The sequence below is a fragment of the Prochlorococcus sp. MIT2309 genome (assembly GCF_059772305.1).
In genome coordinates, this window is the sequence record NZ_CM186282.1 from 1732964 (window position 1) to 1757090 (window position 24127).

At 35.6% G+C, this 24127-nt stretch carries 26 protein-coding genes; 10 read left to right on the forward strand and 16 right to left on the reverse strand.

Annotation, left to right across the window (positions count from 1 at the left end):
* Positions 1-207: 207 nt before the first annotated feature.
* Positions 208-1047: an exodeoxyribonuclease III gene (gene xth, locus AC6EJA_RS09490; RefSeq protein WP_498503593.1), complete on the reverse strand. Its 840-nt coding sequence runs from the start codon at positions 1045-1047 to the stop codon at positions 208-210.
* Between the two features lie 58 nt (positions 1048-1105).
* Here xth and AC6EJA_RS09495 point away from each other — a divergent pair, with 58 nt between their 5' ends.
* The 4 genes from AC6EJA_RS09495 to AC6EJA_RS09510 all read left to right on the forward strand — a co-directional run bounded on the left by AC6EJA_RS09495 (position 1106) and on the right by AC6EJA_RS09510 (position 4359).
* Positions 1106-1426, forward strand: a complete 321-nt coding sequence (locus AC6EJA_RS09495; RefSeq protein ID WP_498502413.1) for a hypothetical protein — start codon at positions 1106-1108, stop codon at positions 1424-1426.
* Positions 1427-1499: 73 nt separating this feature from the next.
* The gene (patR, locus tag AC6EJA_RS09500; RefSeq protein ID WP_498502414.1) at positions 1500-2105 is read left to right on the forward strand and encodes a heterocyst master regulator PatR; all 606 of its coding nucleotides are present in this window, start codon (positions 1500-1502) and stop codon (positions 2103-2105) included.
* A gap of 44 nt (positions 2106-2149) precedes the next feature.
* The gene (gene larC, locus AC6EJA_RS09505; RefSeq protein WP_498502415.1) at positions 2150-3394 is read left to right on the forward strand and encodes a nickel pincer cofactor biosynthesis protein LarC; all 1245 of its coding nucleotides are present in this window, start codon (positions 2150-2152) and stop codon (positions 3392-3394) included.
* A gap of 104 nt (positions 3395-3498) precedes the next feature.
* The gene (locus AC6EJA_RS09510) at positions 3499-4359 is read left to right on the forward strand and encodes a lysylphosphatidylglycerol synthase domain-containing protein (protein WP_498502416.1); all 861 of its coding nucleotides are present in this window, start codon (positions 3499-3501) and stop codon (positions 4357-4359) included.
* Positions 4360-4364: 5 nt separating this feature from the next.
* On the opposite strand, the gene AC6EJA_RS09515 is transcribed toward AC6EJA_RS09510, so the two are convergent.
* The 5 genes from AC6EJA_RS09515 to AC6EJA_RS09535 form a co-directional block, all read right to left on the reverse strand.
* The gene (locus tag AC6EJA_RS09515) at positions 4365-5948 is read right to left on the reverse strand and encodes an ABC transporter permease (RefSeq protein WP_498502417.1); all 1584 of its coding nucleotides are present in this window, start codon (positions 5946-5948) and stop codon (positions 4365-4367) included.
* Positions 5949-5967: 19 nt separating this feature from the next.
* Positions 5968-7008 (reverse strand): CobW family GTP-binding protein, encoded by a 1041-nt coding sequence (locus AC6EJA_RS09520; protein ID WP_498502418.1) that lies wholly within the window; start codon positions 7006-7008, stop codon positions 5968-5970.
* 64 nt (positions 7009-7072) lie between these two features.
* Positions 7073-7366 carry a 4a-hydroxytetrahydrobiopterin dehydratase gene (locus tag AC6EJA_RS09525; RefSeq protein ID WP_498502419.1) on the reverse strand — a complete coding sequence of 98 codons (294 nt, stop codon included), beginning with the start codon at positions 7364-7366 and terminating at the stop codon, positions 7073-7075.
* Between the two features lie 55 nt (positions 7367-7421).
* Positions 7422-7877 carry a secondary thiamine-phosphate synthase enzyme YjbQ gene (locus AC6EJA_RS09530; protein WP_498502420.1) on the reverse strand — a complete coding sequence of 152 codons (456 nt, stop codon included), beginning with the start codon at positions 7875-7877 and terminating at the stop codon, positions 7422-7424.
* 42 nt (positions 7878-7919) lie between these two features.
* Entirely contained in the window at positions 7920-8096 is a 177-nt protein-coding gene (locus tag AC6EJA_RS09535; RefSeq protein WP_498502421.1) for a hypothetical protein, read from the reverse strand.
* A 102-nt stretch (positions 8097-8198) separates the two neighbouring features.
* Here AC6EJA_RS09535 and AC6EJA_RS09540 point away from each other — a divergent pair, with 102 nt between their 5' ends.
* On the forward strand, positions 8199-9749 hold the full coding sequence (locus AC6EJA_RS09540; protein WP_498502422.1) for a carboxypeptidase M32: 1551 nt from the start codon (positions 8199-8201) through the stop codon (positions 9747-9749).
* Positions 9750-9781: 32 nt separating this feature from the next.
* Positions 9782-10369: an inorganic diphosphatase gene (locus tag AC6EJA_RS09545; protein ID WP_498502423.1), complete on the forward strand. Its 588-nt coding sequence runs from the start codon at positions 9782-9784 to the stop codon at positions 10367-10369.
* An 8-nt stretch (positions 10370-10377) separates the two neighbouring features.
* Here the strand turns inward: AC6EJA_RS09545 and hemC are convergent, their stop codons facing one another.
* Both hemC and rpoD read right to left on the reverse strand, forming a co-directional pair.
* Positions 10378-11325, reverse strand: a complete 948-nt coding sequence (hemC, locus tag AC6EJA_RS09550; RefSeq protein ID WP_498502424.1) for a hydroxymethylbilane synthase — start codon at positions 11323-11325, stop codon at positions 10378-10380.
* A 111-nt stretch (positions 11326-11436) separates the two neighbouring features.
* Entirely contained in the window at positions 11437-12762 is a 1326-nt protein-coding gene (gene rpoD / locus AC6EJA_RS09555; protein WP_498502425.1) for an RNA polymerase sigma factor RpoD, read from the reverse strand.
* 379 nt (positions 12763-13141) lie between these two features.
* Here rpoD and priA point away from each other — a divergent pair, with 379 nt between their 5' ends.
* The gene (priA, locus tag AC6EJA_RS09560; RefSeq protein WP_498502426.1) at positions 13142-15403 is read left to right on the forward strand and encodes a replication restart helicase PriA; all 2262 of its coding nucleotides are present in this window, start codon (positions 13142-13144) and stop codon (positions 15401-15403) included.
* Between the two features lie 20 nt (positions 15404-15423).
* On the opposite strand, the gene AC6EJA_RS09565 is transcribed toward priA, so the two are convergent.
* The 3 genes from AC6EJA_RS09565 to AC6EJA_RS09575 are packed head-to-tail and all read right to left on the reverse strand — an operon-like array spanning position 15424 to position 17373.
* The gene (locus AC6EJA_RS09565; protein WP_498502427.1) at positions 15424-15894 is read right to left on the reverse strand and encodes a hypothetical protein; all 471 of its coding nucleotides are present in this window, start codon (positions 15892-15894) and stop codon (positions 15424-15426) included.
* Between the two features lie 4 nt (positions 15895-15898).
* Positions 15899-16795 (reverse strand): acetylglutamate kinase, encoded by an 897-nt coding sequence (gene argB, locus AC6EJA_RS09570; protein WP_498503594.1) that lies wholly within the window; start codon positions 16793-16795, stop codon positions 15899-15901.
* 17 nt (positions 16796-16812) lie between these two features.
* The gene (locus tag AC6EJA_RS09575) at positions 16813-17373 is read right to left on the reverse strand and encodes a DUF2854 domain-containing protein (RefSeq protein WP_498502428.1); all 561 of its coding nucleotides are present in this window, start codon (positions 17371-17373) and stop codon (positions 16813-16815) included.
* A gap of 45 nt (positions 17374-17418) precedes the next feature.
* Here AC6EJA_RS09575 and AC6EJA_RS09580 point away from each other — a divergent pair, with 45 nt between their 5' ends.
* Positions 17419-17604 (forward strand): DUF8666 family protein, encoded by a 186-nt coding sequence (locus AC6EJA_RS09580; RefSeq protein ID WP_498502429.1) that lies wholly within the window; start codon positions 17419-17421, stop codon positions 17602-17604.
* A gap of 10 nt (positions 17605-17614) precedes the next feature.
* Here the strand turns inward: AC6EJA_RS09580 and AC6EJA_RS09585 are convergent, their stop codons facing one another.
* Complete coding sequence (locus AC6EJA_RS09585) at positions 17615-18070, reverse strand: single-stranded DNA-binding protein (RefSeq protein WP_498502430.1); 456 nt, start codon at positions 18068-18070, stop codon at positions 17615-17617.
* 29 nt (positions 18071-18099) lie between these two features.
* Between AC6EJA_RS09585 and AC6EJA_RS09590 the strand changes: the two genes are divergently transcribed.
* Both AC6EJA_RS09590 and cutA read left to right on the forward strand, forming a co-directional pair.
* Positions 18100-18906, forward strand: coding sequence for a precorrin-6A/cobalt-precorrin-6A reductase (locus tag AC6EJA_RS09590; RefSeq protein ID WP_498502431.1), 807 nt, complete (start codon positions 18100-18102; stop codon positions 18904-18906).
* Between the two features lie 62 nt (positions 18907-18968).
* Positions 18969-19262: a divalent-cation tolerance protein CutA gene (cutA, locus tag AC6EJA_RS09595; RefSeq protein WP_498502432.1), complete on the forward strand. Its 294-nt coding sequence runs from the start codon at positions 18969-18971 to the stop codon at positions 19260-19262.
* Here the strand turns inward: cutA and AC6EJA_RS09600 are convergent.
* The 4 genes from AC6EJA_RS09600 to AC6EJA_RS09615 form a co-directional block, all read right to left on the reverse strand.
* Positions 19252-20268, reverse strand: coding sequence for an adenosine kinase (locus AC6EJA_RS09600; RefSeq protein ID WP_498502433.1), 1017 nt, complete (start codon positions 20266-20268; stop codon positions 19252-19254). The genes cutA and AC6EJA_RS09600 overlap by 11 nt on opposite strands.
* Before the next feature lie 43 nt (positions 20269-20311).
* Positions 20312-21625, reverse strand: a complete 1314-nt coding sequence (locus tag AC6EJA_RS09605) for an adenylosuccinate synthase (protein WP_498502434.1) — start codon at positions 21623-21625, stop codon at positions 20312-20314.
* 93 nt (positions 21626-21718) lie between these two features.
* The gene (gene psb27, locus AC6EJA_RS09610; RefSeq protein ID WP_498502435.1) at positions 21719-22153 is read right to left on the reverse strand and encodes a photosystem II protein Psb27; all 435 of its coding nucleotides are present in this window, start codon (positions 22151-22153) and stop codon (positions 21719-21721) included.
* Between the two features lie 51 nt (positions 22154-22204).
* Positions 22205-24001, reverse strand: coding sequence for a proline--tRNA ligase (locus AC6EJA_RS09615; protein WP_498502436.1), 1797 nt, complete (start codon positions 23999-24001; stop codon positions 22205-22207).
* Between the last annotated feature and the right edge of the window lie 126 nt (positions 24002-24127).

The following is a 24127-nucleotide window of genomic DNA, read 5'->3' on the forward strand; positions in this document are numbered from 1 at the left end:
GTCTCTTTTTAATTTAATAGTTCTACAACTTTTATAGGTGAAATTCCTTCTATTGACTTTTTTAAAAGAGTCCTTGAGAACTCATAAAGTTAGTCATAGATTGGATATTTGCGAGAATCTGGGAGATAACTAATACTCATTATTTTTTTAATTATTAAGTTAGTGTGGTGATTTGAAAATAGAACTTCACAATTATCTGACTGACTTTTACAAAATTTCAAAATCTTCTTCTTCCTTTTCCTCCTCCTCAAAAGAACAATTTATTTCAACGGAAACGGGGGCATGGTCGCTTGGTCTGAGGTTACCTCTAATTTTTTTGTGAATTTGGCAGGATATTGCTTTTTCTAAAAGGTCATTTGAAAGATAAATATGGTCAATTCTCCACCCTAGATCTCTTTCCCAAGCAGCTGTTCGATAATCCCACCAACTCCAATGCCCAGAATCAAATTCAAACATTCGAAAAACATCTTCAAATCTATCTTTTAAAATTTCTGAGAGTAAATCTCTTTCTTCGTCGCTTGCCATTAATCCACCTGTCAGCTTTTTGGGGTTGTGCAAATCTTTATCGGTGGGCGCAATATTAAAGTCCCCAAGTATGCATGTAGGTTCATCTCTTTTTGACTGAATATCTAAATACTTCTTTAAATATTTCATCCACTCAACTTTGTATTTAAATTTCTCAGAGGAGAGACTTGAGCCGTTAGGAACATATACATTTATTACTCTTATGCCATCAATAAGGGCGCTGATCACCCTTTTTTGAGTATGAAATTCACTAAATTTATCAATATTAATAATTTCTCCAATAAAACCTATTCTTATATCTTCAAGTTTTGCCTTTGATATTAGTGCAACCCCATTGTATGATTTTTGTCCATCAAAAAATGATGAATAACCGATATCAGTAAAAGTGTCTTTTGGAAAATTCTTATTTTCGACTTTTGTCTCCTGTAAACAAAGGATATCTGGCTCATACTTTAAAAGCCAATCTTTAATTTGATCTTGACGGGTTCTTACAGAATTGACATTCCAGGTCGCTATTAACACGTTCAATCGTTAAAGGTTCGTTATGATGATATAAACAATTCACTATTTTTAAAGCTCCTTGGATGAAAATATGAGATATCCCCGTAAATCTTTATTTAACTTCTCAAAAATATTTTTTTGTGCAGGTTTGTTTTGTGGATTTTTTATGCCGTCTGTTATTGCAGAAGATTTCTCTCAATATGGTGAAAGGGATATTTTTGAAACATTTGGTGATGAGAAAAGTAAAGACTCAGCTATTCCTGAAACGCCAATGCAACTGATAAATATTATGCAGAAGTTTTCAAGTATGGAAGATGCCACAACCCCCTCTGATGCCTTAGATCAAGCTTTGGAACTTTACGATGAGAATTCTTTTGAAGATATATACAAGTCTAAATAATTAAACTAAATTGAATAAAATTAAAAATCTGGCTAAATTTATTTTTGGGCAGATATCACGCCCCTAATAATCAATGCGAGACCACCCTATCCCCCCTGTTACAGAACAGTACCAATATCGGGCAATTGGCGTAGTTAGAGGTATTTATAAATCTCTGGAAAAAGAAAAATTTACTAGAGGTAAATTAATTGATTCTTACGATGAGGAAATTGATTGCGTTGTCTTGGGCAAAATGATATCCCTAATGCAACGTCACATTTCTCTGGAAGATCCACATCTTTGGGTTGTTTACCCAAGGTCAAGAGAACAATCCAAATTGCATTTACAAATAAGTGGTATTTGGGAGCCAAGTACGTTGTCTCAACAATCAGATCCCGATAGAGCTAAACATGAAAAAGAAGAGGAATTGCCGGAAGGGGATGATTTTTTTTCAATAAGAGGCGACTTGATTTTTACAAAACCCCAAAATAATGAATTAATAGTAAAAGTTAAGCAAAAAAGAAGGCTAAATGGCTTTAAACCCTCACCTTTCAAATTAAATTTAGAGGGTGAGATACCAATTGAAGCTCTTCATAATTTTTTAGATTTAAAAGTAAGAAGAAAAGGGCAAAAACTAATAGTTGAGACTTTTGATTTATTAGGTAAGAAAATAAAGAATAACACCAAAAAGGGGAAATAATTTTCTAAAAAAATGATCTTATAATGAAGTTTTTTATTTAAAGTATGAAAACGAAAAGTCTTTTAATTGACTGTTCCACTGGTATCTCCGGAGACATGCTTTTGTCTGCATTCCTTAGTCTTGGACTTCCATTAGAAAAACTTCATCAACAACTTAAAAATATTGGTCTAGGTCATTCATTTGATTTTGATTTGCAAGACATAAAAAGTTATGGTTTAGGTGGTTTTAAAATTAAGATTGAAAGAAAAAAATCATATTCAAGTTGCAAAAAATGGAGTGAAATTAAATCATTTTTATATGATTCTTTTGAGAATAATTCTCTAAGGAAAAATATATTAAGGGTTTTTAATGAACTTGCAATAGCTGAGTCTTCTGTTCATCAATGTGATATCAGTAATGTTCATTTTCACGAATTAAGTTCAATTGAAACATTAATCAATATAGTTGGGGTTTGTACTGCAATTGATTATTTTGAACCAGGTGATATTTTCTTTACGCCTCCTCCCGCTTGTAGGGGAAGTATTAAAACATCACACGGATTAATCCCCTTACCTGCTCCAACTGTCTTGGAAATGGCAAGAAAAAATAAAATAGCTTTAACTGGTAAACATATTTTAGATAATATTGAACTGACAACCCCCACCGGAATAGCATTACTTTCTGTTTTTATTAATAATTTTAGTGAGCCCGGGATAATGAATATCCTTTCAACGGGTGTTGGAATCGGTTCAAAAGATTTGGGTTTTCCAAATATTCTTAGGTTAATTCTTTTTGATGATACAAAGAAAAATTTATCGGGAAATAGTTTCAAAACTACTGAAGTAGGATTCGAAGAATTATTAATTCAAGAGTCATGGGTTGATGATGCAACTCCTGAAGATATTGCAGATTTTGCTAATCAATTGAGAAATGCTGGCGCACTTGAGGCTGTTATTTATCCTGTCCAGATGAAGAAATCTCGTCAAGGGTTTGCAATTAAGGCATTAGTGAGGAATGATTTGGCAGAGAAATTAAGATCTATTTGGTTTAAGAAAGGAACTACTTTGGGGCTTAGAGAATATTTTGCTGGGAGATGGACATTGCCTAGAAGAGTCGGTTCTTGCATGATTTTAGATAAGAAAATCAAGGCTAAGCAAATAAAAAAAACCGATGGTAGTGTTAGCACAAAAATTGAACATAATGAATTATTAATTATTAGTAGAGAAACAGGAAAGTCAATTGAGGAAGTAAGGCAATTACTATATTCTAATGAATTAAATTTTGTACCAGAAGGAGATTGGTTCTTTTGAATAAGAAATCTTTTACTGCTATTGATAAGTATTTTTCAAATTTTAAAAAACTTTATCAAAATGGAAGCCTTAAGGCAATTTTTACTATAACAAGCATTTTATTCTTGTCTTTGTCAGTCATAGATAATGCCTCTCAACTGCGATCAGAATTATTGAGCTTCAATCAATACTTTATTCTTTTAATTTCATTACTATTAACAATAATAAGTCTTTTCTTTAATGCTTTTGCATGGGTTTTATTGTTAGATAATATGAATATTAATCAGTTTAATTATTCTTTGATTGGTTTATATTTGAAGACGAATTTATTTAAATATTTGCCTGGTGGTATTTGGCATTTAGCGGAGAGATTTAGAATTTTAAATAAATATATACCTTCACTAGATTCATTAATTTGTGTAACTTTAGAACCTTTCTTAATGTTGATTTCGTCATTAGTTTTAATTTCATTAGGAAATTTCAATATTTTTCTGAGAATATTATTTATCTCTTCTGTTTTTTTATTAAATCCAAAAATAATTGGTTTTTTTGTAAAGGGTTTTGGGAAAGCTTTTATTTCAAAACTTAGTAAAGCAAAAATATCTTTGCCAAGTAAAACTATTTTTGACCAAACAATTATTTTTTCAGGTGGATATCCCTTCAAGTCATTATTCACTGAATTGCTGTTTATCCTAATTAGATTTTTTGGTTTTTGGTTTTGTTTAAAAACATTTTTTATTGAGAATAATTTGTTTATTCTTAATTGGATCTCAGTATTTTCCTGTTCCTGGTTGATGGGCTTGATAATCCCAGGAGCACCTGGTGGAGTTGGTGTTTTTGAAGCATCAATGATTTTAATTTTAGGTGATTCTACATCAGAAGTAAAATTACTAGCCTCTTTATTGACCTATAGATTGATTTGTACTTTGTCTGATTTAATTGTTTATTTTATGTCAAAGAATATACCTAGAAAGTTGACTTTGTGAGTTTTTTAGTCGGTATTTTCATTATTTGCTTCATAATTTTCAAGACTAGGTATTAAGGCTATTGATGCAATCAAACCTAATAATAAAACGAATAGTGCAGGCAATATTGACTCTGCAAGTCTTTCATCGCTTGCATATTGGAAGATTCTCACTGAAAGAGTATCGAAATCAAAAGGTCTAAGAACAAAGGTAAGAGGTAATTCTTTTAAAGTGTCCACAAATACTAAAAGTACTCCAATTGTTAGAGGCCCTTTTAAAAGTGGTATGTGAATTTTTCTAAGAACTGTTTTCCAATCTGCGCCAAGCGTTGTGGCTGCTTCATCAATATTTGGAGAAATCCTCTCGAAAGCAGCGTCAAGTCCACCCTTTGCAACAGCAAGAAATCTGTCTGAATATCCCCAAATCAAAAGGATGAATGGAGAAAAACTCCATGGAGGTCCACCAAATGAAAGTAGTGCTATTGCTAAAACAACTCCAGGAATTGCGTACCCTACTCCAGAAATGAAAGTTATGAATTTAATAAAGTTGCTTTGATCCCATCTTTTTGCTACCGAGAGAATCAGTGCCGATAAAACAGTCAAAACTGAAGCTAAAAGGCCAATAATTAAACTTCTACCAGTTAAAAGAAGTAAATCAAAATCTAATCCACGAGTGATTTGATCAAGGTTATTTAGGACCCAAAGAATAGGTACTCCAAGGGTAAAAAGTGGTGGTAATAATCCAACAGCTTGAGCTGTGAATTCTCTCCAACCAGTAATTACCCAGTTTGGCGATTGCCCTCCGGCTATTCCATCTGTCCATCTTCTGCTTCTATGTCTTAGTAGCCTTTCATAGGTAATAAGGCAAATAACGATTAGTAGAGCTATGAGAGAAAGTCCAATTGCTCCTGATGGATTGTTTTGCGAGGTCCAATTCTCCTCAATACCTGCAGAAATTGATGGAATATTGAGAAGTCTCACTGCTCCAAGCTCATTCAATACTTCCATACCCATCAAAGCTATCCCTGCTCCAATAGCTGGCAAAGCTATTGGTAAAGCAACTCGTCTAAAACTTTCCCATGGCCCAATACCAAGTGTTCGACAAGCCTCTAATTGTCTTTTTCCACATATTGAAAAACTCTCTGTACTCAGGAGAAAAACATATGGATAAGTAGTCATCGACATTATAAAAACCCCCCAAGCCATACCATGGATTCTTATTGCATTTATGCTACCTAGATCTATTAGGGTCGCCGAAAGTAGATAAGCAGGAGTGGCAAGAGGAATTAACTGAAATATTCTAAGGATTTTCCTCCCTTTGAATCGACAGTTTGCGAGTAACCATCCATTTGTAGTACCAAGAAGTCCACCGAAAATTGATGTAAATAACATCAGAGTAAAGGACCCTTGAATTTGCTTGAAGCCATCAGTTCCTAAAGATACAGATCCTTTTATTAAGCCATTAAATCCTTCTTGGATAAGATTAATTAAAGGTGTAAGAGCAATAATTGCAATGAAAACTGCTAGAAAGTTCAATAAAGATCTTTTTTTATTTGAAACTGAAGCTATTGAATTAAAAAAAATTTTTATGCATAGATTTATATTTTTCATAAATAATTTATTTTAAATTTTAAGAGTCTTGAGTGGTTTCTTGATAAATACATTTTTTTAATTTAGATTTTATTTGGCTTTGATTTAAATTTTTACCTATTAACACTATTTGATTCTTTTTTTCTGTTTTCCAATCACTGTCCTCTAATGAAAACCTTTTCCCAGAGAGGTGAAAAACATGTCTCCTTTCGCTTTCACTAAACCAAAGAATACCTTTTGCTCTAAAAACTTCACTTGGAAGTTGATTGTCTAGAAAATCTTGGAATTTTCTGAGAGAGAATGGAGATTCAACTTGAAATGAAACGGAAGTAAAACCCTCTATTTCATGTTCATGTTCATGTTCATGTTCATGTTTATGTTTATGTTCATGTTCATCTTCGCTATGAACTTTATGCTCTATAGTTTGATTTTTTGCAACTATATCTGTCTGGAATAAACCTACACTTAGAAGCATTGAAATTGATGTGTTACCTTTAATTGTTCTGAGTATTCTTGGCTCATTTTTGATATCCTTTAACTTGTTTTCAACTTCAATTAGTCTTTTTTCTGTAACCAAATCACATTTATTAAGTACTAAAATATCACCATAAATAATCTGTGCTCGCCCTACTTCACTGGATATAATTTCCTCATTGAAATTTTCAGCATCAACTAAAGTAATAATTGAATCTAATCGCGTACTATCTCTTAATTCACTACCTAAAAAAGTCATCGCTACAGGTAGGGGATCTGCTAAACCAGTGGTCTCAACTATTAGATAATCTATTGAATCTCTTCGCTTAAGTATTTTTTCTATAGCTTCAAGAAGTTCACCATTTATGGAACAGCAAATGCAACCATTACTTAATTCAATCATATCTTCACCAGTAGTAATTATTAGTTCATTATCTATTCCAATCTCACCAAACTCGTTAACAAGAACTGCTGTATTAAGACCATTTTGCCTATTTATTATATGATTTAAAAGAGTAGTTTTACCCGCGCCAAGAAAGCCTGTAAGAATAGTAACGGGTATTTTTCTTTGACTATTATTTTGAGTGAATTCAGTTTCTTGAATCATCTTCATGATTTATTTTTTTTAGATTAGCAGGGATGTAATGATTTTAAATGTAAAAATTATACAACTATTTATTTATATATAGTTTATCTATTGATTGAGCTAAAATAATATCTAATTTACTAACGCCTCCAAGGTCATGGGTGGTTAATCCAATCTCTACAATTGAATAAACATTATTCCAGTTTGGATGATGGTTCAGTTTTTCGCAGGTTAATGCTACTTTCATCATAAAAGCAAATGCCTCAATAAAGTTTGAAAATTCAAATTTTCTTATAATCATATTATTAGAAAATTTCCAGTATGAATTTTTACTCAGAAATAAATTAACTTCCTCTTGGCTAAGTAGATTTGAATTCATTACTTTTTTATTAACCCTCTCACTTTAATGCATGTATATAGTTCCAGTATATTTTTTAAAATAAATCACCAATTGCATGCAGAATTAATTTTCTTTCACTTCCTTGGTAACGATGCTCCCATAGATAAATTGCTTGCCAAGTGCCTAGAGATATTTTATTTGAGATAATACTCAGAGTTAAATTAGTATTTGTAAGCATGGTTTTTATATGAGCAGGCATGTCATCAACGCCCTCTTCTGAATGAAGATATTTGTTTGGGCTTCTCTTATTATCAAGAGAGCAATATTGTTCCTCGGGGACTATTGAATTTAGATAGCAATACAAATCCTCAAGAACTCTTGAATCTGCATTTTCATTAATAGTTAAGCTACAGCTTGTATGTTTTAGAAAAACTAGTAGTATTCCTTTTTGAATTTTATTATTTTTTACCCATACATTTAGGGATTCTGTTATGTCTATAAATCCATCACATGAAGTGCGAAAAGTAATCTCATCTGTAACTTGATTCACTTTAAAAACTTAGTAAAGATAGGACAAGTATCTTCAATATTTTTAAAATTTTAAATTTACTTGTGAAGGCTGATCAGTTAATTCAATATTCCCAGAAAGTTTTTTTAAGGACTGTGAGCCACAAATGGCAGATAAAGCAATGACAATTAAGGAAAAAGTTCTAAGTAGTTCAAGAACTATTGGTAGATGGGAGTTAATCCTTTCTCGTATGTTTGTCATTTTATAAATGCAATTTTTCAAAGATTAGTCCAAGCATCAAAAAAAAATCATTATGAATGTTGAATCTCACACTAGGCTAAAAGAAACTAGAAAAGAAAAAAATTGTCTTCATCTGCCTGGAGTCTTCTTGGGAAGTACTTAAGAGAAACTCAATTGCTAGGTTCAATTCAAAGCACTCTTTATTGGGATCAAAATACTGGAATGCCCTCTGCGGGATCAAATTGGAGGGGAGAACAACTGAGCCTTCTTGCTCGCTTGTTACACACCCGACAAAGTAGTGATTACTTCAAGGAGCTTTTAGAAAGCGCAAAAGATGAATACACCTCAGATGTTTCACTAAACAAATTGAGCGAAATTCAAACACTGGAACGTTCTCGAAACATTGAACTTCTTGAAAATGACTTGAGGCGTCAAAGAAGTCTTGATCCTGCTTTGGTTGCTGAGTTGGCTATTGCAAAAACCGAGGGTTACACATATTGGAGAGAAGCAAGAAATAAATCAGACTTTTCTTATTTTGCACCGATTCTCAAAAAAATTATTTCATTACGGCAAGAACAATCCCAACAACTTTCTGAACCTAGAAGTTGTTGGGAAACTCTTGCTCAACCATTTGAGCCGGACATTACCATTAATAGACTTCAAGAGCTGTTTTTTCCACTTAGAAAAGCTCTCCCTGAATTAATTGATAGGCTTAAATCACAGGAATTGCCACAAAAAAAATCATGGGATTTGACGGAAAATTCTCAGGAGAGATTATGCGAGAAATTACTTTCAGGTTGGTCTAGGGATATTAAAAGAACTGCAATTGCAAGATCTCCTCATCCTTTTTCAATAACGCTTGGTCCAAATGATTTCAGAATTACAACAAGAGTCGTAAAGGGTCAACCTCTTTCATGTTTCCTGGCAACTGCACATGAATGGGGACACTCTCTTTACGAGCAGGGTTTGCCATCTCAAACTCATCAGTGGTTTGCATGGCCTCTTGGTCAAGCCACTTCAATGGGAGTTCATGAGAGTCAGTCTCTTTTTTGGGAGAACAGAGTTGCAAGGAGTTTTGATTTCGCAGAAAGATTTTGGAGAGATTTCGTAGAATTTGGAGCAAAAATAGATTCAGCGCATGATTTATGGAGAGCAATGAACCCTTTAACTCCAGGCTTAAATAGGGTTGAAGCTGATGAATTAAGTTATGGCTTGCACATTCTTATACGAACAGATCTGGAAATTGCTCTTCTTGAACAAGGACTTGAGGTTGAATCTTTACCTAACGAATGGAATAGGCGTTATCAGGATTTGCTAGGTGTATGTCCCTCTAACGATAGTGAGGGATGTCTTCAAGATGTTCACTGGAGTGAGGGAGCATTTGGTTATTTCCCTTCATATCTTCTTGGACATCTCATAAGCGCTCAATTATCTGAGAAAATGTCTTGTGACCTCAACCTAAAGGGAATTGAAGGGAAAGACCCCATAGGTAACTGCATTCGATCTAAAAATGAGGCAAATTTAATTGATTGGTTGCGCTCAAATGTTCACTGTCACGGTAGGCAGGTTAATGCAGAGGAACTTGTAGAGAAAGTCTCTGGACAAAAACTTTCAAGCGAGAGTTTTTTAAATTATTTAGAAAATAAGCTGGACCTTTTATCTCATACCTCGTAATCGTAAGATGAATTTTTGAAATTCATTTTTAAATGGCCAATTTAGATCAGGCTCCAAGCAGGTTAATGCCTAATCTTCTTCATGTGCTCCCAGCATTTGCAGACAAATTAGATAAAAAAGTCAATACTATCGTGGAATTAAACTCAAATACCATTAATAAGTACGAGCTAATCACTGAAACAGGACATCTAAAATTAGATAGGGTAGGTTATTCGTCTTTGGCATATCCATTTGCTTATGGATGTATCCCTCGAACTTGGGATGAGGACGGCGATCCACTTGATATTGAGATTGTTGGAGTAACGGAGCCGTTAATTCCCGGCTCTGTAGTTGAAGCAAGAATTATTGGGGTTATGACTTTTGATGATGGTGGGGAAGTTGACGACAAGATAATTGCGGTGATAGCCGATGATAAGAGAATGGATCATATAGTGAGTTTCGAACAACTTGGTGATCATTGGATTAAAGAAACTACATACTATTGGGAACACTATAAAGACCTAAAAAAACCAGGAACATGCAGGGTTAATGGTTTTTTTGGAATTGATAAAGCAATTAAGATTATCGAAAGCTGTGAAGAGAGATATCTTTCTGATATCGATCCAAAGTTAACTAATTAAATAGAAAGTTAAGATCTTTCATTCTCAAATATTTCTTTGAGAATTTCGCCCGCTCCTTGAGATTTTAATATTTCTGCAAGCTCTATTCCAATTGATTCAGGATCAGATTTAGGCCCACTTTTGAAATCTCGAATAAGATTTTTTCCGTCAAGGCTTGCAACCATACCTTCAAGAGTAATCTTATCCTCTGAGACCTTGCTATTTACTCCAATTGGCACCTGGCAGCCACCTTCAAGTTCTCTTAAAAAGGACCTCTCAGCCAAACATCTCAATGATGTTTGTTCATGTTGCAGACTTTTAATTATTTTGAGTACCTCATTGTTTCCTTCCACGCATTCGATACCGAGTGCCCCTTGGCCAACGGCATGAAGGGATATGTTCCCTGGAATGATTTCATGGATTCGATTGCTAAATCCAAGCCTTGTTAACCCAGCTGCTGCGAGTATTAAGCAGTCATATTCTCCAGAATCTAACTTTTGCAATCTGGTGATTACATTTCCTCTGACATCTTTAAATTTAAGGTGGGGGAAATGGTATCTCAGCTGAGCAAGTCGTCTTAAAGAACTTGTTCCAACAATGGATCCAGAGGGCAAAGTTTCTAATTTGTACTCTTCATTTTTTTTATTAACCACCAAAGCATCAGCTGGATCTTCCCTTTCTGTGACACAACCAAGTATCAACCCATTTGGAAGATTAGTAGGCAGATCTTTTAATGAGTGAACTGCTATGTCTGCTCGACCAATTAACATTTGAGCTTCAAGTTCTTTCGTAAAAAGGCCTTTATCTCCAATTTTTGCTAAGGCTACATCAAGAATTTTGTCTCCTTGGGTTGCCATTGCTTCAATGGATATTTCCAGCCCAGGGTGTGTTTTTGAAAGCTCTTCTTTTACCCACTCAGTCTGAACCATAGCCAGCTGGCTCCTGCGGGAGGCAATACGCAGTTGGTCAAGCGTCATTAGTCAAAATTCTTACCTGTTTACAATAAACTCAAGACTTCCAGAATTCACTTTTTCAAAAACTCTTTATTTGAATTATTGATATTAAACGCTGCTTACCTTTGTAGAAATTTAATTCAACTTTATGTATTCCTTAAGTACTCCATTCCTATTTGGATGGCGAAGTTTCCTTAAGGCCTTTGCCTCTATTTGTCTAATTCTCTCTCGTGTTACATCAAAAATTTGTCCAATTTCTTCAAGTGTTTTCATTCTTCCATCGTCAAGGCCATATCTGAGTCGAAGCACATCTCTTTCTCTTGGGCTAAGTGTTGCAAGAACACCTTCAAGATCCTCTCTTAAGAGAGTTTTAGCAACATCTTGTTCTGGGTTCTCAATATCGGCTTCAATAAAGTCGCCTAGTCTAGAATCTTCTTCTTTCCCAATAGGAGTTTCAAGTGAAATTGGGAGCTGGGCACTTTTAGCAATAAAACGAAGCTTTTCTATTGTCATTTCCATGCTCTCAGCGATTTCCTCTTCAGTGGGCTTTCTGCCAAATTCTTGACTGAGTACCTTAGTTGTTTTTTTGATCCTCGAAATAGTTTCGTAGAGATGAACGGGCAATCTTATTGTTCGACTCTGGTCAGCTATTGCTCTTGTAATCGCCTGTCGAATCCACCAGGTCGCATAAGTGGAGAACTTATAACCTTTTTCATGATCAAATTTTTCTGCCGCACGGATCAGCCCAAGGCTTCCTTCTTGAATTAAATCTTGAAACGAAAGGCCTCTGTTCATATATTTTTTAGCTATGGACACCACCAAACGAAGATTTGATTGCACCATTTTTTCCTTTGCCCGTCTACCAAGCATCAATCTTCTACGAAATTTCATCAATGGCATTGAAACCAATGCCGCCCACTCTTTCGTCGAAGGATAATGACTATTCTCGCTTTCAAATTGTGCAGCTAATTCCTCAAGTTGTAGAAGATCAGCAATTTTTCTTGCCAGTTCAATTTCTTCATCAGGTCTAAGTAATCTTATTCTTCCAATTTCTTGAAGATATACTCTTATAGAGTCTTCTGTGTAGACCCCTTTAGGTCCTATCTTGATGCTTGCAAGGGCTTTAGCTCGTGCATCTAATTCAAAATCAGAAGCATTTTGAGAGTCTGTTTCACTGGTTTCTGCATCTAAATAAGAATTGACTGATTCCTCGCTTGCTGAGATGAGCAATTCATCTGCTGCTTTATCAAGTTCTTTGGATTGAGCGATTGTATGGTTTGTAGTAATTTTTTTATTTTTGTTAGCACTTTTTTTCTTTTGGTTTGATGTTTTAGTTTTTACGACTTTCTTTTTCTTTGTTTTGGTGCTTAACTCTTTCCCTAGGGCGACATCAGTGGAATCTGTCCGGAAGACTTTTGCCTCTTTTGGTGTGGATGTTTCAGTGGTGGCAGAGGTATTCATGTCAAAAGTAAAAGGGAGTAGATTTTTTAAGACTTATGTCTAAGCACTTGATTAGATAATTCTCAACAACAATGTGAGTTCGACGTTAAGCTCACAAAAAATAAAAAGCATTAAAACGTGAAATTTTAATGATTCAAATTTTGTGGATAGGTTGAACTACTAGTTCTTGATGTTGAAAATGGCTAGTTTAAGTATTGATTGAGTAAAGATTGTCTGGGGCTTTCTCAGACCGGCTCAACTGAAAGTGATTGATCACTTTTGCATGAGCTTCGGGTCTACCCTCTGAACAAAATCCTATACTCTCTCAGCAACAGCTTTTTTGTTGCTTACAATTTAAGTTTATGAAAAAGTTTCAAACTAGGCAAGTATTGACAATCATATGGAATACACAGAGTTAGATGTTTTGATTCAAATTGGGCGAGATGGAAAGTGTTTTACGTATAAAGATGGTCTCGGGCTAGGGGTAAATACTGGTGATTTGGTCAGAGTAAGATTGAAGAAAAATTTTACAAATGGATTAGTTGTAGGCAAAAGGGTGGTTTCACAACATCAAACTAATTTTTCTGAGGATAACGCATCAAATCAATTCACCCTATTAAATATTGAGGCGTTAATCCAACCTGCCGCTGTTGATCCTAATTGGAGTCAATGGATCGATCAAATGGCATTGGATTGCTTTACAAGTAGATTCAGAATGCTAAAAACTGCTTTGCCACCAGGGTGGCTAGGACAAAATAAAAATAAATCATTTGCGCCCAAATTACATTGGTGGATAAGTCTTTTGGATATAGAAAAATCTCAAAATAATGTCACTAAAAGACAAAAAGATTTAGAGAATTTTCTAAGAGAATCAGGAGGTGGTGCTTGGTTGAGAACCCTTAATAAAATGGGGTTTTCAAATGTCCTAGTAAATAATTTTATTAAGAAAGGAGGTGGACAAAAGGAGAAAAAAGAAAGAAAAGATATTTGCGATACACTGATTTCTCAGCAGACTGACTTATCAGAATTATTAGAGAAAGAGCAGGTTTTAACTAAAGAACAAAAGTCAGCGGTAGATTCCTACAACGGAATGCTCAAAGGCTCTGCACTTTTACTATGGGGAGTGACAGGTTCAGGTAAAACGGAAGTCTATTTGCAAATTGCCTCAAAAGAAATTCAAAAAGGAAAGCATTGTCTTATTTTGACTCCTGAAATTGGTCTAATACCGCAATTGGTTGACAGATTCTCTAATAGATTTGGTAAACGTGTTTTGGAATATCACAGTAATAGAAGTAAAAGGGAACGTATTGAGGTTTGGAAAAAAATATTAGAGACAGATGAACCTAAGATAGTAATAGGCACTAGGTCCTCAGTCTTTTTACCTTTAGCTCCTCTGGGAGTGATAGTTCTTGATGAGGAGCATGACACTTCCTATAAGCAAGAATCCCCTATGCCCTGCTATCACGCCCGTGAAATAGCACTTAGCAGAGCAGAATTTGATGGGGCAAAAGTCATTTTAGGGAGTGCAACACCTTCATTAGCAACATGGAAGAGGCTTGTTCCTGATGGAAAAATTTTATTGGCGAAATTAGAAAGAAGAATCTCACAGAAGCCATTGCCCTATGTCGATGTCATTGATATGAGAGATGAATTGGCTAGGGGAAATAGACGATTATTAAGTTATAGATTGCTTAATCGTCTTCAAAAACTCAAAGATTCCAATGAACAAGCAGTGATACTTGTTCCAAAGCGTGGATATAGTAGTTTTTTGAGTTGCCGAAGTTGTGGAGAAGTTGTCCAGTGCCCTCATTGTGATGTTGCCTTGACTATTCATCAGACTCTCCATAAATATAAATGGCTACGTTGTCATTGGTGTGATCATAAAGAAGACATTAGAAATACTTGTAGCTCATGTGGATCAATTGCATTCAAACCGTTCGGCGCTGGAACACAAAGGGTAATGGAGCATCTTGAGAAGGAGCTTAAAGACTTAAAAATCATGAGATTTGATAGGGACTCAACTACAGGGAAAGAAGGCCATCGGAAAATTCTAGATAAATTTGCATCACAAGAAGCCGACATTCTTGTGGGGACCCAAATGTTGGCAAAGGGAATGGATCTCCCAAATGTAACTCTTGCAGTTGTTCTGGCTGCGGATGGAGTACTCCATCGCCCAGATCTGTCAGCAGAGGAGCAGGCTCTTCAATTGTTTATGCAATTAGCAGGACGAGCAGGAAGAGGTGATCGGCTCGGAGATGTAATCGTACAAACCTATTGTCCTGAGCATCCTGTTATTACTCATTTAAAAAATGGTTCCTATGAGCAATTTCTAAAGAGTGAATCAGAATTAAGAAAAAAATCCGGTTTATTTCCTTACAGCCGAGCTTGTTTACTGAGACTTTCTGGAGGATCTGAATCACTTACAGCCTCAGCGGCATCAGAACTGCTTAAGAAAATTAAACCGTATTGTGAAAAAAAAGGGTGGACCATTTCTGGGCCTGCGCCCGCCCAGATATCAAGGATTGCTGGGCGGAGTCGCTGGCAAATACTGCTTCATGGCCCTGAATCAAGTCGTTTGCCACTTCCATATGGCCCTGATCTTTGGGCAGCTCTACCTCAAGATGTAAGTCTTTCTGTAGATCCAGACCCATTGAATCTATAGAGAAGAAATTTATGATCTGGTCATTTGCTTAAATAAAATGTCAAAAGCAATAGGACAATCAAAAGTAGAAGTAAGAATCCAAAATCCAGTGCCTTGGTAGAACCCGTTGGAGGGTAAGTGATTGTTTTTTTCTTTTTTTTTGTAGACTTCCTTACTGAGAAAGTAGACGACTCAAAGTTTAAATCTGGTATTTTAATTGACCAATTTTCTGGTCTCGGCAAATAAGGAGCCTCTAGTATTGAGATTAATTGTTTTGCTTGTTCACGGATACTTGGATCTTTAACTTTTTCAAGCAATTTGCATTTATCTAAAGCTTTTTGATCTTTGCCTTGGCCAAGAAAAGCTGTCACCATGAGAAGTTGAATCTCAGCCCCTACCTGGCTGCTTGCAGAATGTTTTTTTGATAGAGACTCGAGAATATCCAAGCTATGACTGTAGTCGCCTCTTTGGAGTGATTTTTTAACTTCTAAGATTGTGGAACTTATGTCCATTTATCTATTCTGCAACCACCATAGTCCCTATACCTGTGTCTGTTAAAACCTCTAAAAGGAGTGCATGCGGTACTCTTCCATCAATTATATGAGAAGCAAGAACTCCGTTAGATAATGCATGCATACAGCATTGCGATTTTGGGAGCATACCACCATCGATAACACCATTATCGACAAGCTTTTGTAATTCCTTTTTGTTGATCTTGTTGATCAAGGATGACGGATGGTCCTGATTCTTTAGTATTCCAGGAGTATCCGTCAAGAGTATAAGCTTTTCGGCTCCAAGTGCTACGGCTATTTCCCCCGCAATAGTATCTGCATTGATATTAAGAGACTGACCGCTTTCTGTTGCTGCAACACTTGATATGACAGGTACATATCCTTTTGATAAAATTGGCTCAAGCACATCGATATTAATTTTTGATATCTCACCAACTCGTCCATAAGCCTCTGAATCCAAGGGTGATGCTTCAATAAGTTTTCCATCAAGGCCACAAAGGCCAACAGAATTTGCACCAAGCTTGTTAATGCCACTTACAATTTTTTTATTGACTCTACCGATAAGTACCATCTCTACAATATCCATTGTTTTATCATCAGTTATCCTCAATCCATTTTTAAATGAGCTGTCAATGCCAAGCTTTTTTAACCAAAGGTTAATTTCAGGACCACCACCATGAATGACAACTGGTTGAACACCAACTGTTGATAAAAGAGCTATGTCTCTAAGAGTTGCATGTTGAAGACTCTCATGAGTCATTGCTGCTCCACCGTATTTTATAACAATTCTTTTTCCTGAAAAACGTTGGATGTATGGCAACGCTTCACTAAGAACAGAAACTCTTTGTGAATCAATATTCTTACTAATGTTTTTATCTGAATCTGATGATTCATGACTCATATCAGACTTAGCTGTATTCATGTTTCTGTATCTGGTTCTTTTGTCGGTTGAGGAGAAAGTACTAAATCTAATATCCCTGTGGAAGGGGAAGTGATCTCTGCGATGAGATTTTTGGCAAAAAACCTACCCAAACGATCCTTCTTCTCTTCCCAACGCTCTAAAGGAACAGCCGCAGTTTCGAACCTTAAGCGTATTCCATATCCGTCGTTAATGGATAGTTCTTCAACCTCAAGTAGTTGTGGTGGGTTGTCGATATCCCATAATTGAAGAACCTTGAGTGAAGACTCTAAGTGAGCTGCAGGCCCATACTTCCATCCTGTAACGTCATTAACAACTTTTTTCAGCTCTAATGAATTTTCTGAAGATAATAGTTTTTTATCAATATTCTGATTAACTCTCTTGGCAGGGGGAAGTTCAACTGTTTTCAATGATAAGCCAATTAATAAAATTGGAACTCCGTAAAAAAAAGTTGGCACGCTAAGGTTCGTTGCATTAGTAAAATATGCAATAAGCCCAATAACTGACAGCAGAGCTCCAGCGACGGTCATTATACTTCCTGGAGATAGGAGTGGATTCATGCTCTTAAGTTGTCTTTTTGGTTTAGTTGATTTTTTGGATTACTGATGAATTCACCAGATTTTAATGATCAATCATACGCTGATTTGGTAGATCAATTAAATAAGGACAGATCTTGGATTTTAAAGCAAATTGATAGCGGACGCTGGCCAGAGCTACGTCTTGATCTCGCGGCCTTGGAGCGAGAATTGGGCCACCTTCTCACAAGAGCTTCTGAACTCATTGAGGATTGATTTGAATATTTTAGAACGGTATTTCATCAGAATCAGGAACCAGTGGAGATGCATCCCAACTAATATTTTTTAATTCATCTGATTGATTGGAAGTTGAAGAGATTTGATCATTTGACTGGATATGATTTGACGATAAATGATTATTTGATTCATTCATTTCATTATTTGAAAGCTGGTGCATTCTTGAGAGTGTAAATTCAGCTTTCTTTTCTTTAGTGCCATCTTGTCTTGATACTGTGTTCATTCTTAGACGCCCTTCAATAATTAACCTTTGAGAAGGACGAACTTTGGCTTGCAATTCTTGAGCCAATGCTCCCCAACCCACAACTTTTATTGTTGCTGGAGGATCATCTTGACGAAGTCCCTCAAATAGAACATCCATTTCGGCGATTGGTATTTTATTGTCTTGGGTATAACGAATTGTGGGTGTTTGTTTAACCTTCACCTCGAGGAAGCAATGGTTCATTTTTTCAATCGGTATTGGGGCTTATATTGATGCAATGTGAGAGAAATTGCCAGAAACGTATTTGGTTGTTAACTGGAACTGGAGAGGGGCCTCCTTTTGCAGAATCTCTCCTAAATCAGGGATACAAGGTTTCAGTGTCTGTTGTTACGTGTGAAGCCGCATTTTCATATTCACACATGCCCTTAGAAAATCTCTTGATTGGACAGGTTGGTAACGTTATTGAGATTGAAAAATTTTTAAGACAAATAAAGTTAAAGAATGGAGGCTTTGATTGTGTAATTGATCTTACTCATCCTTTTGCTTCCAGAATTAGTAGAGATTTACTCGCAGCATGCAATAAATCTGGAGTTGAATATATTCGTTATGAGCGGCCAATTGAGAAACATTCCGAAGGGAGCTTTTTAAGCTCTCTTGATCAAATTTCAAGTTTTGATATGACAGGGGAAAGAATTTTGATGGCCATTGGGGCAAGAGAACTTTCAGTGGCAGTTGAAATTGTAAAAGCTGCTGGTGCTGAGGTATTTGCGAGGGTTTTGCCTAATCCAAAAAGTCTCAAAACGGCTTTGAATTCAAGTTTACTCTCTGAGCATATTGCTGTAATAAAGCCTCTATTAGGATCAGATATTGGTATTTATGAATCAGCTTTGTGCAAAAAATGGGGAGTTACTGGAATTTTGTGTAGACAATCGGGAGGACGTACGGAAAAGATGTGGAGAAGAATTTCCACAGATATGAGATTAAAGTTATGGTTAATAAGGCGTCCTGAGAGTTTAATTGGTATTACTAAATTTACTTCTTTAAAAGAAATTTTGTTTAAACTCTCAAAAATTGCCTAGGTTAAATTATTTATTTCATTCCAATGGTAAAAGAAAAATCTTTAGGGAATTTGATTGTCTTATTGACTTCTATTGATGACAAAAAATTAGCGGAAGATTTAAGCAATAATATTTTGAAAAAGAAATTAGCGGCTTGTATAAGTTTAAATGAAATTCAATCTACATATTGGTGGGAAGATGAAATTCAGATCTCGAGTGAAATTCAATTAACAATCAAGACTACATTTGAGAGGTCGTCAATTCTTATCGAAGAGATAAGAAAAATTCATCCATATGAAAATCCTGAATTCCTATTACTAAGAGCATCATCATCAATTGATTATGAAAAATGGGTTAATAATACAGTCAATTCTTGATATTATCATCTATTAGTTCATGAAGAGAGGTTTCAGTTCTTGATCCTATTTTTGTGACTATGTGACCGGAGCATATTGAACCCATTTCTCCACATATCTTTAAATCCATTTTATTAATATAACCATATAGAAAACCAGCAGCATATAAATCTCCAGCACCCGTAGAGTCGATAGCTTTCCCAAATATTTTTGGTTCAATATATATTCTATTCTCTTTTGTCAGAATAATTGATCCTTCAATGCCCCTAGTTATTATTGCAACTTCACATTTTCCTTGTAAATCATCTAAGGCTTCTTCTAGATTTTTTCTTTCATAAAGAGATAAAATCTCACTTTCATTTGCAAAAACAATATCAACATAATCATTTAAAAGTTTAATAAAACCATCGCGATGCCTGTCTACACAAAAAGTATCTGACAAAGATAATGCAACTCTATGATTAATATTTTCTTTTGATATTTTTGCTGCTTTAAAAAATGATTCTTTTGCATCGCCTGAATCAAAGAGATAACCCTCTAAATAAAGAATTTTTGAGTTTCTAATAAGATCATAATTTAAATCTTTTGGCTGAAGAAATACAGATGTACCCAGGTAGGTGCACATAGTTCTCTCTGCATCAGGAGTCACCAGTATTAAACACCTTGCAGTTGACGGTCCCTCATTGATAAAAGGCGTTTTGAACAAAGTTCCGGTTGTATTGATTTCTTCAGTAAATATTTCTCCCAATTTGTCATTCTTAACTCTTCCAATGAATGCTGCTTTACCTCCCAATTGTGATATTCCTACGAGAGTATTTGCGGCTGATCCACCAGATGACTGAGTGCAGTTTTTCATTGAAAGATATATTTTCTCAGCTTTTGACTCGTCTATTAATGTCATATTGCCCTTATTTAATGTGTGTTCTGAGAGAAAAGTTTCGGAGGCATGAGCAAGTACATCAACAATTGCATTACCAATTCCAAGAATGTCGAATGAGTTTATTTCCTCTGATTTTGTTTTTTCCATCTTTGAATTTATAAAAAGTTAAGCACTAATATTTTAATAAAAACTAACTTCTCAAAAGAGCTCTTTTGGGACCATGTATTGGGTCTTCTATCACAATAGTTTGATCTCTGTTCGCACCAAGAGAAACTATTGCGATGGGAACTTCCATAAGTTCAGCTAGAAAACGTAGATAATCCATTGCTTTTTTGGGAAGATCTTCAAGGCGTCTGCAATCTGCAGTGGAGCATTGCCATCCTTTTAAAGTTTTAAAGATGGGCTTACAAGATTCAAAATCCTCTGCACTGCTTGGAAAATGCACAATTTTTTGGCCATTTAGTTCATAAGCAACGCAAACCTTTATCTCATCTAACTCATCAAGTACATCCAATTTAGTTATTGCTAGACAATCCAGGCCATTTACCTCGACTGCGTACTTACCAATAACGCCATCGAACCACCCACATCTTCTTCTTCTTCCTGTAGTGGTCCCAAATTCTCCTCCCCTATCACAAAGTTGATCATTAATACTTCCCTGAAGTTCTGTTGGGAATGGACCCTCTCCGACTCGGGTCGTATAGGCCTTGGCTACACCAATCACCCTATCAATAAGAGTTGGACCTACGCCAGCGCCAATGCATGCACCTCCAGAAATTGGGTTTGATGACGTAACGAAAGGATAAGTCCCATGATCAAGATCTAGGAGAGTTCCCTGAGCGCCCTCGAAAAGAATATTTTTTTTATCTTTTGCAGCTTGATGTATCGCTCTAGTGCAATCAACAACATGAGTTTTTAGTTTTTGCCCGTATTCGTAATACTCTTGGATAATTTCATCTATTTCTAAGGGAGAAACTCCATAAATCTTTTTAAGAATCCCATTCTTTTCTGCAAGAGGTGTTGCAAGTCTCTGCTCTAATTTGTCTTTATCCAAAAGATCAATAACCCTAATACCGTTCCTTTGAGCTTTATCAGCATATGTAGGGCCAATTCCTCTACCAGTAGTCCCAATTTTTTTAGAGCCACGACTTTTCTCAATCTCTTTATCAAGTAATCGGTGATAGGGCATGGTTACATGCGCTGTTGATGCAAGTTGAAGGCCAGAAATATCGATATCATTGTCCACCAGCATTTCTATCTCGCTGATCATAACTTTCGGATCAACAACTGTTCCCGATCCGATCAAGCATATAGTCTTGGGATAGAGGATACCCGATGGGATTAAATGCAGCTTGAGGACTTTATCCTCAACCACAATTGTATGACCGGCGTTAACTCCTCCTTGGTAACGGACAACAACATCTGCCGATCTGCTTAGAAGATCGGTGATTTTGCCTTTGCCCTCGTCACCCCACTGAGCACCTATAACTACAACATTTGCCAAGGATTATGCGGCACTAAGCCGTAGTAATGCAGAACGATCTACATTTACAGATACACCCCACTTGAGTCAAAGAAATGAATAAAAGATTAACTTTTAGCTTTGTTTCAAGACAAGGTCCTCTGCTTTTGATAGTTCATCGTTCAGACGATTCTTAAGTTTTTCAGGCACTGGCCTGTTGGGAAATGTTTTGTAGTGCCCTGCTAGAGCGTTTAATGCTGTCTGCATAGTTGTAAAGGAAAGGCTTTTATTGATTTGAGATCTATTCCTATATCTAGAGATGTAGTCGGTTATTAAAAAAACAGTCTCTTCCCCGCTTAGGGAATCTTCAGTGTCTGCTATTTCATCGATTACATTGTCTTTGAGGCTTTTTGCAACGTTTATGGTGTCTTTGGTGTAGTCACCAGTCATGGAGGTTTTACCGGCTATGGCTTCATGACTCAGTGATAAAAAACTTATGCAAAAGCAAAGACATAATGACAATGCAAACTTGAAAAACTTGCCGAGAAGTTTTTGTATTGAGTAAATCATCCCTAAGAATTGAATTATTATTTTACTAACTCTATAACTTCAAAGAGAAAATTACCTTTTTTTACTTTTTATTTCTCCCAGTATTTTTAAAAGAGCAGTCTCAGCGGACAAAATCTCTGCAGTATTTGTGGATCTGTTAAACAACTCCACCTTTCCTATGCTGGAATCTCTACCCACAGTCAATCTCCAGGGAATCCCAATTAAATCTGCATCTTTGAATTTAATCCCTGCTCTTTCATTTCTATCATCATAAAGTACATCAATTTTTTCATGAATTAATTTTTTATATAAATCTTCTCCCAATTTTGTTTGTACTTCATCTTGCATATTTGCAACGGTTATTATGATTTCAAATGGAGATATTGTTAAGGGCCAAATGATGCCATTTGCATCATTATTTTGCTCAACAGCAGCTTGAGCTAGTCTTGAAATTCCTATTCCATAACATCCCATCCAAAAAGGTTCTTGACCACCTTTCTCATTTGTGAAATTAGCATTCAAAGATTTAGAGTACTTTCTTCCTAACTGAAAAATATGCCCTACTTCTATGCCTCTACATTCAGAGAGAATTTGTCTATTATCGTGAATGCATCTATCTCCCGCATTTGCTTTTCTAATATCAACAACTTTTGCTTTACCACCTAGTAAATCCCATTTGAAACTAATCCTATGAGTGTCAACTTTATTAGCTCCACAGACGAAATTATCGAGATTAGAAGCTGTACAATCAGTAAATCTTAAAAAGTATTTTTCCCAGCTTGATGCATCTTTAAGATAATTATTATTTAAGTCAGGTCCAATTGAACCAAATGGTAAATCTCCAAGACCTTCTTTAGCTAAAAGTTCATTGGTTACTGGTAAAAGATCTAATAAAGATTTTTTTAAATGTATAGTAATTTCATTAATTAATTTTATCTCATTCAGCTCTTGATCTCCTCTAATACTTATTAATATTGGTTGTTTTTTGCCTCCTTCAATAATAGCTAGTTTAATTATTACCTTTATTATTTGTGATGCATCAATGTTTTGCTCTTTGCATAAGTCTTTTATGCTGCTTTGACCTGGCGTTTTGATCTCTTTTGGCTTATTTGATTTGGATGCAATCTTAACCGGAGTAGTAGCCTCTGAGATTGCCTTTTCTTGATTTGCGGCGTAGCTTCCATCACTGCTAATAAGAATCAAGTCTTCACCAGAATCAGCCGTAACCATAAACTCCTGTGATGAAGATCCTCCAATTGCTCCACTGTCTGCTTCTACTGCAACTGTTTTTAAACCGCACCTTAGGAAGATATTTTTATATGCTTGATCCATTCTTTTATAAGTAAGGTTTAAATCTTGCTCACTTTTGTGGAAAGAATAAGCATCTTTCATAATAAATTCACGGCTTCTCATTAATCCGAATCTTGGGCGTATTTCATCTCTAAATTTTGTCTGTATTTGGTAAAGAATAATTGGCAGTTGTTTGTAGGAATGAAGTGTTTCTTTCGCTATTTTTGTGACGACCTCTTCGTGTGTCGGGGCAAGAGCGACTTCTCTACCCTGTCGGTCTTTAAGATTGAACATAATTCCCTCTCCATTTGTATAACCTTCCCATCTTCCACTCTCCTTCCAAAGTTCTGATGGATGAATTTGTGGAAGCAATGTCTGTAATCCACCAATTTCATTCATCTCTTCCTGAACAATATTTGTAATTTTCTGCAAAACTTTCCACATTAGGGGTAAATAAGCATAAATACCCGAGGTAACTCTTTTTATGAAACCTCCCCGTAGGAGAAGTTGATGGGAGATTATTTCCGCTTCTGCAGGAACATTTCTCTGCGTTGAAAGCATTATTTTTGAGACTCTCATGATGTCTTTTTGTCATCTAAACAATATATCCTCTTACAACAGTGACCTTATTCAAAAAAATCGGTATATTTCTTGCTTGTACTAGCGGGATACATCTGCTAAGTTCTGACAACATTTTTAGAGAGC